Here is a 13,362-nt window from a genome sequence, read left to right as displayed (position 1 = left end):
GAATCCATGACGACAGACAGCCACGCCACCGCCGCCGAAGCGGGCAGCACCGACTGGGCCGACAAACATTATCTGCTGGTCGACGATTTCATCGGCATCCGCATCCTGCTGCGCGAATCGCTGCGCAACCTGGGCGCGCGGCATATCGACCAGGCGGCCAGCGGCGGCGAAGCCATGAAGCTGCTGGCCAAGACGCGCTACGACGTGGTGCTGTGCGATTACAACCTGGGCGAAGGCAAGAATGGCCAGCAAGTGCTGGAAGAGACGCGCGTGCGCAACCTGACGGCGCCATCGAGCGTGTGGCTGATGGTGTCGGCCGAAAAAAGCGTGGAATCCGTGATGGGCGCGGCCGAGCACCAGCCCGACGCCTATCTGATCAAGCCGATCACGGAAGGCGTGCTGCTGACGCGGCTGAACCGCGTGTGGCACAAGAAGCAGGTGTTCCGCGAAATCGACCAGGCTTGCATGGAAAAGGATTATCTGCGCGCCGCCAAGCTGTGCGACGCGCAGATCGAGGTCAACAAGCTGCACGAGCTGGAATTGCTGCGCATGAAGGCCAGTTTGCTGCTGAAAAGCGGCGAGCCGGAAAAAGCCCGCGCCGTGTACGAAAAAGTGCTGGCCGAGCGCGATTACAGCTGGGCCAAGGCGGGCCTGGGCAAGATACGCATGAATAACGGCGAACACGAGGCGGCGCGGCAGATCTTCCAGGGCGTGATCGTCGAAAACAAGTACTACATCGACGCCTACGACCAGATGGCCGTCGCCTACCAGCTGATGGGCCAGCACGAGGAAGCGTGCGGCGTGCTGGAAAAGGCGGCGCGCCTGTCGCCCAATTCCGTGCCGCGCCAGCGCAACCTGGGACTGGCGGCCCTGAAAGTGGGCAATGTCAGCATGGCGGAAAAGGCTTTCCGCAAGTGTATTTCCATCGGCGAGTTTTCCGTCATGAAGACGCCGGACGCCTACCTGGGACTGGCGCGCGTGTGCGGTTTGAAGAAGGATGCGAAAGAGGCGCTGCAGTGGCTGCTGCTGGCGCAGCGCGAATTCTCGCCCGAACAGATCGGCTTGCGCGCGAAGATCACGGAAGGCATGGTGCACCACGAAACGGGCGATTACCGGCGCGCGCGCAAGTGCGGCGACGAGCTCGAAGCCATGCTGCTGGAAGACCCGGCGCGGCCCGAGAAGGCCATCTGCATGGAGCTGGCCACCCTGCTGTTCGCCGTCGGCGTCAAGGATGCGCCGGCCGGCCTGCTGTGCTACGTGGTGAAGAACAACCACGACAACCAGGTGGTGCAGGACGAAGTGCAAAAGATTTTCGACAAGGCGAAGATGGGCGATGAAGGCACGAGCCTGATCATCGCCTCGCGCAAGGAAGCGTCGGACCTGATGAACAAGGGTGTGCTGCTGTGGAAGACGGACAAGCTCAACGAAGCGGTCGCCTGGATGCGCGCGGCGCGCGAAAAACTGCCGAACAACTTGCGCATCCTGTTCAATTCCGCGCAAATCATCGTTTCCTTCCTGCAGCAGCGCGGGTTTCAGGCCGATTTGGCGGCCGAAGCCATGGAAGTGTTGTTGTATGTAGACAAAATTGCACCAGGGCAGCAGCGCTTCGCGCAATTGATGGAGCAACTGGTGCAGCTGACACCGCCGCCCGGGCCGGAAGACGCCGTCGCGGCGCCGGAAAATGCGCCGCCGGCAGCGGAAAAAGGGGGAAAAGCCGTGCGTGAGCGTGCCGGATGATAAACTAGGGGCCAGCGTGGGTTCGCCCGTGCTTGAGTTGCTTTACAACAATAAGGAAGAAACTATGCGTGATGTGGTCAATGAAGTATACAAAAAAATGAAGGTCGGCGCCGTTGCCTGGGTACGCCCGGTCGCCGCCAAGGGAGACACGCTGGAAACATTCCAGTCTTCGTACGAGCACGCCAAGGCGCTGGCCGACGAAGGCCTGATCACGATCGGTGACGTAAAACGCCAGGCCGACAACATGATCGAGGCGATCCGCATTCATCGTATCGCCTGATCATATTGCCGGCTTGAAACATCAGGCCTTGCCTGGTGCTTTAGCCTTGGGTGCTGCGCGTTTCGCGGGCGCCTTGCGCAGCGGGGCCTTGGCCTTGGCTGCCGTGCCTGCTTCGGCAGGTTTGGCCGGCTTGCTGGCCGCTGGCTTGGCTTTGCTCACGCCGCCAAAGCTGGCCGCTGCCGCGCTGGCGGCGTCGGGCGACATCGCTGTCGAGACGGCCTGCGTGAACTGATCTTGTAACAAATTCCACCAGGCACTTGGATTGGCCAGCTGGGCTCCGGCCTGGCTGCCGGCATCGGCGGGCGCCGCCGCAGCGGGTGGCGGTGCGGGCGTCGGCGCCGGTTTCGGTTCAGGCGCCGCAGGTGCGGCTTGCTGGAAAAACGCGGACGCGTAGGGTACCGATTCAAACACGGATTTTTCGCTGGCGCCGGGCTGGGTGATGGCTGCCGCCAGGGACGCGCCCATCGATTTCAAGGTGGCGATGGTGCCGCGCTGCACTTCCAGCGCCTGGATACTGCCGCGCAGCATGCTGGTGTTGAGGTTCAGCCATGCTTCAACAGCCTTCAAGTCATTGATTTTCTTGTCCAGCTCTTCCACCGACATGGTGGGCGCCGTGATGCCAGGCATGCCCATGCCGGGCACGCTCATGCTGCCCCACAGGTTTTTGACGAAGTCGAGCGTATCGGTCACAACTGCTGCGCCCGGCATTTGGGGCATTTGCGGGTTTGCCATGCGAAATCTCCTGGTAGGTGGATAGCCTTAGCGTAGCAGATATCGGCTTGCAACTGACGCAATGCCGCCAACATTTTCTTACATAAAACATTAAGAGTTGAGCACGGGCAAGAAGCGGGAAGCGGGGCGGAAGCGTTACACTACGGCCTATGATGCCTGACTCCTTCTTTTCGCCACCGCGCCGCCGCACCGTCATCTTTGTCGCGGTCATCGGCGTACTGCATTACGTGGCGTTGGAATGGCTCACCTCGCGCGCCAGCATGGTGCCGCTGGGACAGAATCATGCGCAGATGGTCAGCATGGCCTTGATCGCCGAGCCGCCCAAGCCCCTGCCGGTGGTGCCGCTGCCGCCGCCCGAACTGCGGCCCGTGCCCAAGCCCAGGCCGCCGCCGCCCCCGCCGCCGACGGAGCTGGCGTCGAGCGAAACGCCGCAGTTGACGGCGCCCGTCAGCGACGTGCCGGAAGGCCCGGCCACGAGCGAGCCGGCCGCCGTGGCGGCTCCGGCCATCACGGCGCCGGCGCCCGCCGTGGCCGCCGCGCCCGCGCCGGCCAGCGAACCGCCGCCACCGCCCGTCGAGCAGGCACGCCACTACAAGACGAACGCGCCCGCGTCGGCCCAGTTCGACCTGCACGTGGACAGGCGCGATGCGGACGGCACCAAGTGGCAGGGCGTGGCCGCGATGGCGTGGGAAAACCGGGGCGATACGTATCAGCTGAAACTGGAAGTGGGCTTGAGCATGCTGATCACGCGCATCAACCTGCTGGTGCTGACGAGCGAGGGCCGGATCGATGGCAGCGGCATCGTGCCCGTCACGGCCACGGAGAAACGCAAGGGCCGCGCGCAAACGGCCACGCATTTCAACCGCGACGCCAAGGCCATCACGTTTTCGGCCACGACGGCCACGGCGCCATGGCAGGAAGGGGCGCAGGACAAGGCCACCGTGCCGTTCCAGCTGGCCGCCATCGGCCGTGCCGACGTCAACCAGCTGGTGGGCAATATCGATATTCTCGTCGGCGAGGAAAAGGAAGCGACCGTGTTCCGCTTCCACCTGGTGGGCGAGGAAGAACTGGACACGAAAATGGGCCGCCTGGTGACGTGGCACCTGCGCCGGCCGCCGAAGCCCGGCACGTATTCGTCGCAGCTCGATGTCTGGCTGGCGCCGTCCATGCAATGGTATCCGGTACAAATACGCAATACCGAAGCGAACGGGGCGCTGACCACGCAAACCGTGACCAAGATCTCCGTAAATGAATCAACAGGAAAATAAATGACTACTTTGACTACCTTGAAACGCGTCCTGGCTGCCAGCCTGCTGGCGGCCACCCTGACGCCCGCCATGGCGGCGGACGAGCCCGTGGACCATCCCGTCATCAAGCGCCCGTACAAGCTGGCGCCGTCGGCCGACCTCGTCTATTCGATCAAGGCGAAGCAGCGCGGCATTGCGCTGTCCGGCGAATCGGTCAGCAACTGGCGCGCCGGCGACGGCAAGTACTCGCTGCTGGCCGAAACCAAGGCTGCCCTGTTCGGCAAGATCCTGGAGCAGCGCAGCGAAGGCACGGTCGACGATTACGGCCTGGCGCCGGCGCAGTTCGTGGAAAAACGTTTCCGCAAGGAAGCGGCCACGACCACCTTCAAGCGCGACAGCAAGAGCATCGTCTTCAGCGAGGGCGATGAAACGTATCCGCTGAAAGGTGGCGAGCAGGACCGCAACAGCACCGTCTGGCAACTGGTCAGCGTGGCGCGCGCCACCCCGGAAAAATTCACGCCCGGCTCGGAATGGAGCTTCTTCGTTGCCGGCCGCCATGATGCCGAACCGTGGACCTTCAAGGTCGTCAAGCAGGAGACGGTCGCCACCGGCCAGGGTTTGGTGGAAGCCGTGCACCTGGTCAAGGCGCCGCCGCCGGACAAGAAGGGCCAGCAAGTGGACCTGTGGCTGGCGCCGTCGCTGGAATGGTATCCCGTGAAGGTGACGTTCGCCGATGAAGACGGCGATTACGTCGAGCAAACCTTGCAAAAGATCGTCAGGAAGTAAGTGTTCACTAATGGCTTGGGGCCAGGCATACCGTGTTTGGCCCCCCATTTCACCCTCCTGGCCCGGCACGGCGCACCGGCCGTGTTGCGCCATGTCCGCACCGCCCCCTCCCATGCGCTAAATTGCATGTCAGAACTGATATACTGACGCCCCCGCCCCGCAGCGCCGCGTTAGCCCGCAGCGCCGCCCGCTGAACACTCATCCGGAAAAGAATGATTGATATAATGGCAAGTGCAGCCGTGGCTACGGATGCAAATCAGACAGAGCAAGAGCATCACGATTCCTTGCAGGCGCATTTCCAGCCCAATATTTCGGCCGATGAAATTGAGCAAGTTTTTCACTTGAAGCGGGCGCAGCCCCTGCTGCAAGTGTTTACGGCCTTGTTCCACGGCGGTTTCGATGGCGTGCTGGTGCGTCTGCTGGTGTTGCGCGAACTCGCGTCCGATGCGGCCACGTCCGCCTATACGCGCGCCGATATCAATACGAAACTCGCATACCTGTTGCCGGAAAGCCTGGAAACGGTCTTGCTGCGCTTGCGCTCGAACCAGTTGCTGGCCTGGGATGCGCAGCAGGGCGTGTACCGCGTGACCCCGATGGCGCGCAATGTGCTGTCCGCCATCGACAGCTTGCTGGGCCTGGGGCAGACGGAAGATGAAGCGGAAATGGGTTTCCTGCTGTCGCAGGTGGCGGGTGCGCAAGCCGTCGGTGGCGTGTCGGTCGAGCAACTGCAGCATTTGCTGGGCCGCCTGGTGGACTTGACGGAAGAATTCTCCGACGCGATTGCCTCCGGTTCCGAATTCCGTTTGCGCACGGCGCAAGCGAAGTGGAACATGGCTTGCGACTGGGTCGAGAAGGGGTCCGAGATCCTCGTGGCGATCACATCCGATGAAAACGCGGACAGCGCCACGCACAAGGCAGCGCAGGCGATCGGCCGCGCGCAAAGCAAATTGCTGAACATGCAAGGCATGTTTTCGCGCGCCCTGAACCAGATCGAGCGCCAGCGGGTGCACCTGGGCCAGTCGGGCTTGTCGACCACGGACATCAAGCGCTGGCTCTTGCTGCATGACGACCTGGCCAGCCTGGCCGAGGGCGCCATCGACCAGCCTGTCGTCCCCCTGTTCTCCACGCCGGCCGAAATGATCGACGTGGCGGAAACGGAACTGCTGTCCGAACGGGCGGCGGGTGTCATCAACACGGGCCTGCCCAGCGGAGAGGACGCGCCCACCACCATCAGCGACGGTCCCGCCATGCAACTCGAACTCGATGACTTGCTCGAACGCCTGTCGAACTTCGCCAGCCTGGGCAATTTCCCCAGCATCGGCGAAGAAGGGCCGAAATCGGTGCCCGTGCAGGATTCCCTGCTGCCGGCCAGCTTTGCCGTGGCCTCGTACCGCGCCTCCATGCTGCCGCTGCTGGGCGACGTCTCCGAAGCGAGCTTGCAGGGATCCACGGCCGAACTGGCCCGTTTGCCGATTACCTTTACACCGACCGACGAGATGGTCCAACTGACCGACCCCCACGTGGCGGCCATGTCGATCGCCTCGCTTTCACTGAATGTTTCACTTGATTTAGATGGCGCCACCTTTGATGAATGACGATTCCCAAATCCTGATTGCGCGCCTGCTCACGCATCAAACCCTGCGCCGCGACGATAAGCTCGTCAAGCGCGTGCTGTCCGACGAGCTGTTCCGCGCCGAGATCGATGCGCGCTTGCTGGCCTGCGGCTTGAAATTGCTCGACAACGTGTACGCCGACCATGTCACCCTGGCACTGACGCGCACCATCGAACCGAAGATTTTCGGCGCGCGCGACGTGTGGCAAAACAATAACTTCGGCCTGGCGCGCGATGGCGTGGCCTTGCTGGTGGTGCTGTGGGCGCAGATCATCCTGCCCAAGCGTGAACGCCAGGAAACCCACCAGCACGCGGACGACGACCAGAACGACATGTTTGGCACGGAAAAGCCGCTGCCGCGCGCGGAAGATGCGTCGATCGGCATTTCCTACAAGGCGCTGCTGTCGGACTTCGGCGACAAGCTGGGCAAGAAGACGCGCATGGACATGAATCTGGGCACCCTGGCCAAGCTGGGCTTCATCGAGCGGCGCGGCGACTTCATCCTGGAAGGCCCGCTGCTGGACCTGATGATGGACACGGACGTCTTGAAAGAGCGCATCATCAACGGCGCCCTGGCTGACGTGTTCAAGCGGGCGCCGGCGCGCCTGGTGGCCGTCAGCGGCGATACGTTGCCCGACGCCGACCTGGCGGACGACTTGTCCGCCGACATCGGCGACCTGCCCGACGACGGCGATGAGCCCGCGTCCGACCTCCCTCACTGAAAGCGCCCATGTTTCATATCAAATCACTTGAACTGGTGCACTGGGATTACTGGCAGCGCATCAAGAATATTCCGCTCGACGCGAAGATCATCACCATCGCGGGGCAGAACGGCTCGGGCAAGACCACCTTGCTCGACGCCTTGCGTACCCTGTTTGGCCTCGATTGCTCGATGGGGCGCACCTATAAACACTATGCGCGCCACTCGGGCCAGCAGACGGCCTGGCTGCGCGCCGTGGTCGACAACAAGAACGTGGGCAAGCAGCTGTCGAACCGCCCGTTCCGCAGTTCCGGCTTCTTCAGCGACGATGAAGTGACCCTGTTTTGCCAGATCCAGAAGAATGGCGGCGACTGGAAGCGCCAGTATCTGATGCGTCCGGGCAATGTGCAGATCGAGGACATCACGGACGCCAACGACTGGCTCGGCGTGGAAAATTACCGCAAGCGCCTGGCCAATGCGGGCCTGTCGCCCGCCATGTCGAAAGTGCTGGCGCTGGAGCAGGGCGAGACGGACAAATTGTGCGAATATGCGCCGCGCCAGCTGCTCGACCTGGTGTTCCAGGTGTTTGGCGACAAGGAAGTGCTGGACGCCTACGACGAAGCCAAGCGCCACCAGCGCGACACGGAAGTGGAACTGAAACGTTTCGAGACGGAACTGGAAGCGTCGAAGACCAACCTGGAAGGCTTGCGCCTGCGCGTGGCCAATTACCACCAGTGGGAAGGGTTGCACAAAGAGCGCCGCAACCTGCTGGAAGAAGTGCTGCCCAGCCTGCAGTACCACGAGGCGCGCGAAAAAGCGGCCACGGCCAGCCGTCAATTGCGCGATGCGCGTAAACCGATGGCGCAGGCGGACCAGCAACTGACCGATAAACGCAACGCGCTGGCATCGCAGGCGAAGGCTCTGTCCGACGCGCAAATGAACGAAACCTTGCTGGAACAGGAATCGATCGGCTTGCAGAGCCGTTTGTCCTTGATCAATAGCAAGCTCAAACCGCTGGACAGCCTGCTGGAGCAGAAAGACCGTTTGCACAAGCTGGCGGCGGACTCGGGCAGCGACATCGTCGAAGTGGCGGCCCAGCTGGAACAGAAGGAAGCGCAATTGCTGCAGCAGCGCCAGCAGCGCGACGCCTTGGCGGCGCGCATCGCGGGCGAACAGGCAACTATTGCCGCGCTGCAAGGCAAGACGGCCATGCCGGAGCCGGACAATGTGCGCGGCATGCGCCGCGCGCTGCGCGATGCGGGCATTGGCCACGCGATGCTGTCGGACATCGTCGAAGTGACGGACAGCCGCTGGCAGGGCGCCGTCGAAGGCGTGCTGGGCGGTTACGCTTCGGTGGTGTTGCTGGACAAGGCCAAGGATGCGGCGGCCGCCTATCGTCTGGCCGAGAAGGAGCGCTATCGCCACTTCATCGTGCCCGACCTGGTCACGGCGCCGGTGGCGAAAGACGAGAGCCTGCTGGCCGTGGTGAAATTTTCCGCGCCCGTGCCCAGCTGGCTGATCGAGCAACTGTCGCGCATTTCCCGCGTCGATTCCGTCGAAGCAGGTTTCAAGCTGGGCAACCACGAAGAGTGGATCACGCCCGAGGCGTACCACCGCGAACGCCGCGGCGGGCGCTCGCTGTTCGTGGAAGCGTCGCGCTACCGCTTCGGCCAAGCTGGCCGCAGCGGCCGCCTGGAAGCGCTGCTGCGCTCCCTGCCGGGCCTGGAAGGACAGGAAGACACCCTGACCCTGGCGATTTCGAAGCTGGCGGCCGAAGTGGGCGCCTTGAAAGCGCGCATCGCCGGCGTCGACGCGGCCAAGGAACTCAGTGCGCGCCAGGAAGAGTTCGCCGAAGCGCTGCGCAACTCGAAGCCGCTGAAGGAAGAGCGCCTGGAAGTGGGCGGCCGCCTGGGCGAGCTGCAAAACCTGACGAAGAACGCCACCGTGGCGCGCACGCGTGCCGATACCGTGTGGCAAAACGCGCGCCTGGCCCTGTCCGAGGCGGAAGCGGGCTCGCGCCTGGGCTACAAGAAACAAATCGAACAGCGCGCCGAGCATGCGCGCGCCTTGCTGGCCCTGCGCCATGCGTGGCGCCACTTGCCGAAAAGCTGGCGCAGGCCGGGTCGACGCGCGGCGCTTGTGGCCGAGCACCAGAATGCGCACCAGGTCGACTTGCGCGTGGCCAGCCTGCAAAACAGCCTGGCGCGCGACGACTGGGAACTCGACGCCACCGTCATCGACCAGCACCACCGCCTGTCGGACCAGTTGCATGGCCGCCAGTCAGAAACGGACGAGCGCCGCTACCAGAACAACCGCGCCATCGAAGCGACGGGCAATGCCCGCGGCGCCTACATGGAACGCTTGCGCTACACCATCAAGACCTACAGCAAGAATATCAAGGAGCTGGGCGAGCTGGCCGGCATCGAAGTGCATGCTGACCCCGTGCGCCTGGAAAACGACGACGTGCAGCTGTCGCAGGCGGGCTTGCACGTGCGCTTCAAGTTCGACGGCAAGGGCGTCATCGGCATGAACGATGGCGAAGCGTCGGGCGGCCAGCAAGTGATGAAATCGCTGGTGCTGCTGATCGGCTTGCTGAAATCGGAAGACGGTTCCGGCGGCTTCGTTTTCATCGACGAACCGTTTGCCCACCTCGATATCCGCAACATTCAACTGGTTGGCGAATTCCTGAAGAACACGGAAGCGCAATACCTGATGACGACGCCGTTGACGCACAACACGGATGTCTACGATCCATCGGAACTGACTTTGATCACGAGCAAGAAGAAAAAGGATACCCAATGGGCGCAACCGATTTTCGTGCTGCAGCGCCGGGTCGATCCCGTCTCGGGCAAGGTGGCGTGATGCTGGTGCGCACCTTGCTGGCATCCGCCGCGCTGGCGCTGGCGTGTTCGGCGCCGGCCATGGCCAACGACGGCATCGGCTCCGTGAGCGCTGGGGGCATCCTGTTCGGCAAGACGGATGCCGTGGCCATGAAAAAGGAAGTGCTCAGCGTGAGCGCGGAATTGATCAAGGTCGAGTATGAGTTCCTCAACGAATCGAAAACGGATGTGGAAGAGACGATCTTCTTCCCGCTGCCCGAATACTCTTCCGGCTACCACGGCTCGCCCACGTATTATGGCCAGCCGCAGCAGTTTACCGTCGACGTGGATGGCAAGCGCAAGGAATATAAAACCACCTTCGTCGCCAAGCTCGACGCCGAAGACGTGACGGGCCGCTTGCGCCAGCTGGGCTTGTCCGATGCGCAAATTGCGTATTTCCCCTCGCACACGCCGTTCGACAAGAAAGTGGCGCCGCTGACGGCCGCGCAGAGCAAGACCATGATCCGCGAAGGCTTGCTGGCCCAGCTGTACGACGAGGAATGGGTACCGGCCTGGACCGTGAAAGTCATCTACCTGTGGCAGCAGAAATTCCCTGCCGGCAAAGTCGTGCGCGTGCGCCATCAATATGCGCCGTTCGTTGCGGCCGGTCCGGGCGCGTCCTACCTGGGCGATGGCAATACATTTGAAAAGAAATACTGCGGCGACAAGGCCTTCTACAAGACGTGGAACCGCCTGGCGGCCCAGCAGGGCGAAAGCGGCTTCGTCAATGCCGTGTGGGTGTCGTACATTTTGACCACCGGCAATACGTGGAAGAATGGCATCGAAGACTTTACCTTGAACTTGATCAAGGGCAAGTCGGACGAGCTGGTCAGCCTGTGTTTCCCCGGCACGTTTACCAAAATCAACCCCACCACCTTGCAAGTCAAGCTGCGCAACTTCCATCCGAAGCAAGACCTGGATGTGTACTTCGGCAATGTCGAAGGCATGGTTAGCCACGACGGCGTGGCGCCGCAGATCCGGCCCTAGCTGAATGAGTCGGCAGGAAGCATTGGCGGCGCGCCTGCGCGCCATCGCCGGCGCCACGCCGTGGTGCATGCAAGCCTTGCACGCCGTGGCGCAGCTGGGCTTGCCCCACTGCTGCATCGGCGCCGGCGCCGTGCGCAACCTCGTGTGGGATGCCTTGCATGGCTACGCGCAAGCGTCGGCCTTGAGCGACGTCGACGTGGCGTATTTCGATGCCTGCGATATGCGTCCGGAAAGCGAAACGCAGCTGCGCCAGCGCCTGGAAACTGTGCTGCCCGGCGTGCCGTGGGAGGTTTGCAACCAGGCGCGGGTGCACCTGTGGTTCGAAGACGCGTTCGGCTACGCCGTGCCGCCCCTGCGGTCGCTCGACGACGCCATCGCTACCTGGCCCGAGTTTGCCACCTCGGTTGGCATCTCGCTGCAGCCTGACGGCGAAATCGGCATCATCGCGCCGCATGGCCTCGATGACCTGTTCAATATGGTGGTACGGCGCAACCCGGCGCGCATCAGCCTGGACGGCTATGCGCAGCGCCTCGCCAGCAAGGATTATGCGGCGCGCTGGCCGCGCGTTACCATCATCGCCTAGGTAAAACGTGGTGTAAAACATAATTAAATGCACTGTGGATACAGATTGCCTATAATTGCCAATTTTCCAATAGTGTTTTCCTGATCCCATGTCCCTGTCGATTTCCATGCCGTTGCGCCGCCTCGGCCGCCTGCTGTGCCTTTCCTCCATCCTCGCGGCGCCTGCCGCCTGGGCCGACAGCTATACCGATTTCCAGCAAGCCAGCGCGCGCCTGGAAGCGCTGATGGCCAAGGCTACGCTGCAAAGCGGCTTGCCGCGCCTGGGCGACCCTGAAGTGGCAGCGCTGATTGCCCGGATTACCGATGCGCCGGGCCTGTTCCGGGCGCCCGTTGCGGCGTTGCAGGACATCAACCCGAGCGTGGCTCTGTGCGAACGGGCAACCAACATCGGCAAGGCGTATTACACGTTTGGCAGCGAGCGGCCGCTGCCGCTGTCCGGCGCCGAGTTGCAGCAGGCGCGCAATGACCAGGTAACGGAGAACCTGGCCAATTATGGCGATGAAATGAGTACTTTTTTTGCCTTTGGCATGCATTGCCATGCGCACTTGATTGGCTTGATGGAGCAGGAATTCAGTAGCCAGCCGTTGCAGGTAGTGAGCGGTACGGAGCGCATGCGCGCGCGCGCCTTCAGCAAGGGCTCGACCACCCTGTATGTCGGCGTGGTGCAGTTCGTGCAAGTGCCGTTCTGGAACGTGGCGCAAAAGAAGCGCATGCTGGAAGCGGCCGCGCAGTACGCAGCGCCGAATGTCGCGCTGATGGCGCCGCCGTTGCGCGAGCGTTTGCTGGCCAGCCTGGCTGATGCGGACAAGGACCTCGATCCCGCCCTGGCGCCGGCGCTGGCGACGATACGCCAGGCGCTGTCGGTGACGACCTGCGAAGGCCTGTGCCAGTACTACTGACGGGATGACTTATTCGGGCGCCTGCAGCGGTTGGTTGCGCTGGCGCCAGCGCACCAGGCCCCACGCATACACGGCGTAGTAGCCGATAACGAGGCCGTAGGCGGCCATCGTCAGCGCGCTCTGGCCGAACGGTGGCGGCGGCACGGGCACGTCGAGGCGCGAGTTCAGGTAGATTTCCATGCCACGGTACAGCAGGCGGGCGATGAACAGCATCGTGATGGCCAGGCCCAGGTAGCGGTGCTGGGTAAAGAAAAAGTCCTTGCCGACCTGTTCGAAGCGCGTCAGCTTCAAGCCCAGCACGCCCAGCCAGCCGCCGGCCAGCGCGGCCGCGCCCAGGCTGGACAGGGGCAGGACGTCGAACTTCGTCGTCGTCGCCAGGAACAGCAGCAGCGCGGGGAAGGCGATTGCCACCGTCCAGTGCCGCCACAGCTGCGACTTCTGGCGCGCCACCAGTTTCTTCAGGCGCGAATAAATGCGCCAGACCAGCAGCGGGACCAGTAACAGCAGGGCGAGGGTGGTGGTTTCCATGTATGCAATCGGGTACGGGTAAAACAGCGATTGTAAGCCAGATGGGGACGGGCGGCGATGCTTGTCAAACGGTAAAAGTTGCATGTTGACATTTACATGGCATGCAAGCACTATGCCTTGTCACGCCGTGCCGCCGGCCGCGGACGTCAAGCCGGCAGGCAAACATGGACAGGCGGCGGGCATCTCGTGGTATGGTCTTCTTTTGTCCGCCGGGAGGCCAGCCATGTCCGTCATCCATGCCCACCGCGCGCCCGACCCGGCGCCCGTCGATGAACCCATGCCGGCGCCGGAGCCGCAAGAAGCGCCCGGGCACCATCCGGGGCCCGTGCACCCGGTGCCGCAGGACGATCCCGTGCCGCACCCGCATCCCAGTTAATCTCGTCAAGAAAGGCT

General features: G+C 63.0%; 13 protein-coding genes. 11 read left to right on the top strand and 2 right to left on the bottom strand.

Annotation, left to right across the window (positions count from 1 at the left end; translation table 11 throughout):
* Window positions 1-6: 6 nt before the first annotated feature.
* Window positions 7-1,737 (top strand): response regulator, encoded by a 1,731-nt coding sequence (locus NCG91_RS07935; protein WP_099665642.1) that lies wholly within the window; start codon window positions 7-9, stop codon window positions 1,735-1,737.
* On the top strand, window positions 1,721-2,017 hold the full coding sequence (locus NCG91_RS07930; protein ID WP_251349309.1) for a hypothetical protein: 297 nt from the start codon (window positions 1,721-1,723) through the stop codon (window positions 2,015-2,017). The genes NCG91_RS07935 and NCG91_RS07930 overlap by 17 nt, the downstream gene beginning before the upstream one ends.
* A 21-nt stretch (window positions 2,018-2,038) precedes the next feature.
* Here NCG91_RS07930 and NCG91_RS07925 read toward each other — a convergent pair whose 3' ends face one another.
* A complete protein-coding gene (locus NCG91_RS07925; RefSeq protein WP_251349308.1) occupies window positions 2,039-2,749 on the bottom strand; it encodes a PhaM family polyhydroxyalkanoate granule multifunctional regulatory protein in 711 nt (236 codons plus the stop codon).
* Window positions 2,750-2,898: 149 nt separating this feature from the next.
* Between NCG91_RS07925 and NCG91_RS07920 the strand changes: the two genes are divergently transcribed.
* From NCG91_RS07920 to NCG91_RS07885, 8 genes are all read left to right on the top strand, one after another.
* Window positions 2,899-4,017 carry a DUF3108 domain-containing protein gene (locus NCG91_RS07920; RefSeq protein WP_251349307.1) on the top strand — a complete coding sequence of 373 codons (1,119 nt, stop codon included), beginning with the start codon at window positions 2,899-2,901 and terminating at the stop codon, window positions 4,015-4,017.
* The gene (locus NCG91_RS07915; protein ID WP_099665640.1) at window positions 4,018-4,782 is read left to right on the top strand and encodes a DUF3108 domain-containing protein; all 765 of its coding nucleotides are present in this window, start codon (window positions 4,018-4,020) and stop codon (window positions 4,780-4,782) included.
* A gap of 224 nt (window positions 4,783-5,006) precedes the next feature.
* The gene (locus tag NCG91_RS07910; protein WP_251349306.1) at window positions 5,007-6,377 is read left to right on the top strand and encodes a hypothetical protein; all 1,371 of its coding nucleotides are present in this window, start codon (window positions 5,007-5,009) and stop codon (window positions 6,375-6,377) included.
* The gene (locus tag NCG91_RS07905; protein ID WP_077399077.1) at window positions 6,370-7,116 is read left to right on the top strand and encodes a hypothetical protein; all 747 of its coding nucleotides are present in this window, start codon (window positions 6,370-6,372) and stop codon (window positions 7,114-7,116) included. The genes NCG91_RS07910 and NCG91_RS07905 overlap by 8 nt, the downstream gene beginning before the upstream one ends.
* An 8-nt stretch (window positions 7,117-7,124) precedes the next feature.
* Window positions 7,125-9,956 carry an ATP-binding protein gene (locus NCG91_RS07900; protein ID WP_251349305.1) on the top strand — a complete coding sequence of 944 codons (2,832 nt, stop codon included), beginning with the start codon at window positions 7,125-7,127 and terminating at the stop codon, window positions 9,954-9,956.
* A complete protein-coding gene (locus tag NCG91_RS07895) occupies window positions 9,956-10,960 on the top strand; it encodes a DUF4424 family protein (protein ID WP_251349304.1) in 1,005 nt (334 codons plus the stop codon). Before NCG91_RS07900 ends, NCG91_RS07895 begins: the two co-directional genes overlap by 1 nt.
* A gap of 4 nt (window positions 10,961-10,964) precedes the next feature.
* Window positions 10,965-11,543, top strand: coding sequence for a nucleotidyltransferase family protein (locus tag NCG91_RS07890; protein WP_251349303.1), 579 nt, complete (start codon window positions 10,965-10,967; stop codon window positions 11,541-11,543).
* Between the two features lie 88 nt (window positions 11,544-11,631).
* On the top strand, window positions 11,632-12,441 hold the full coding sequence (locus NCG91_RS07885) for a hypothetical protein (RefSeq protein ID WP_251349302.1): 810 nt from the start codon (window positions 11,632-11,634) through the stop codon (window positions 12,439-12,441).
* A gap of 9 nt (window positions 12,442-12,450) precedes the next feature.
* On the opposite strand, the gene NCG91_RS07880 is transcribed toward NCG91_RS07885, so the two are convergent.
* Window positions 12,451-12,969, bottom strand: a complete 519-nt coding sequence (locus NCG91_RS07880; protein WP_251349301.1) for a CcdC protein domain-containing protein — start codon at window positions 12,967-12,969, stop codon at window positions 12,451-12,453.
* A gap of 223 nt (window positions 12,970-13,192) precedes the next feature.
* Between NCG91_RS07880 and NCG91_RS07875 the strand changes: the two genes are divergently transcribed.
* Window positions 13,193-13,345 (top strand): hypothetical protein, encoded by a 153-nt coding sequence (locus tag NCG91_RS07875; RefSeq protein ID WP_168208500.1) that lies wholly within the window; start codon window positions 13,193-13,195, stop codon window positions 13,343-13,345.
* The last annotated feature ends 17 nt before the right edge of the window (window positions 13,346-13,362 follow it).

The sequence above is a fragment of the Janthinobacterium kumbetense genome (assembly GCF_023703445.1).
Lineage (GTDB): Bacteria > Pseudomonadota > Gammaproteobacteria > Burkholderiales > Burkholderiaceae_D > Janthinobacterium > Janthinobacterium kumbetense.
Note: the sequence above shows the minus strand (reverse complement) of the source record. Positions and strands in the feature narration are given on the sequence as shown.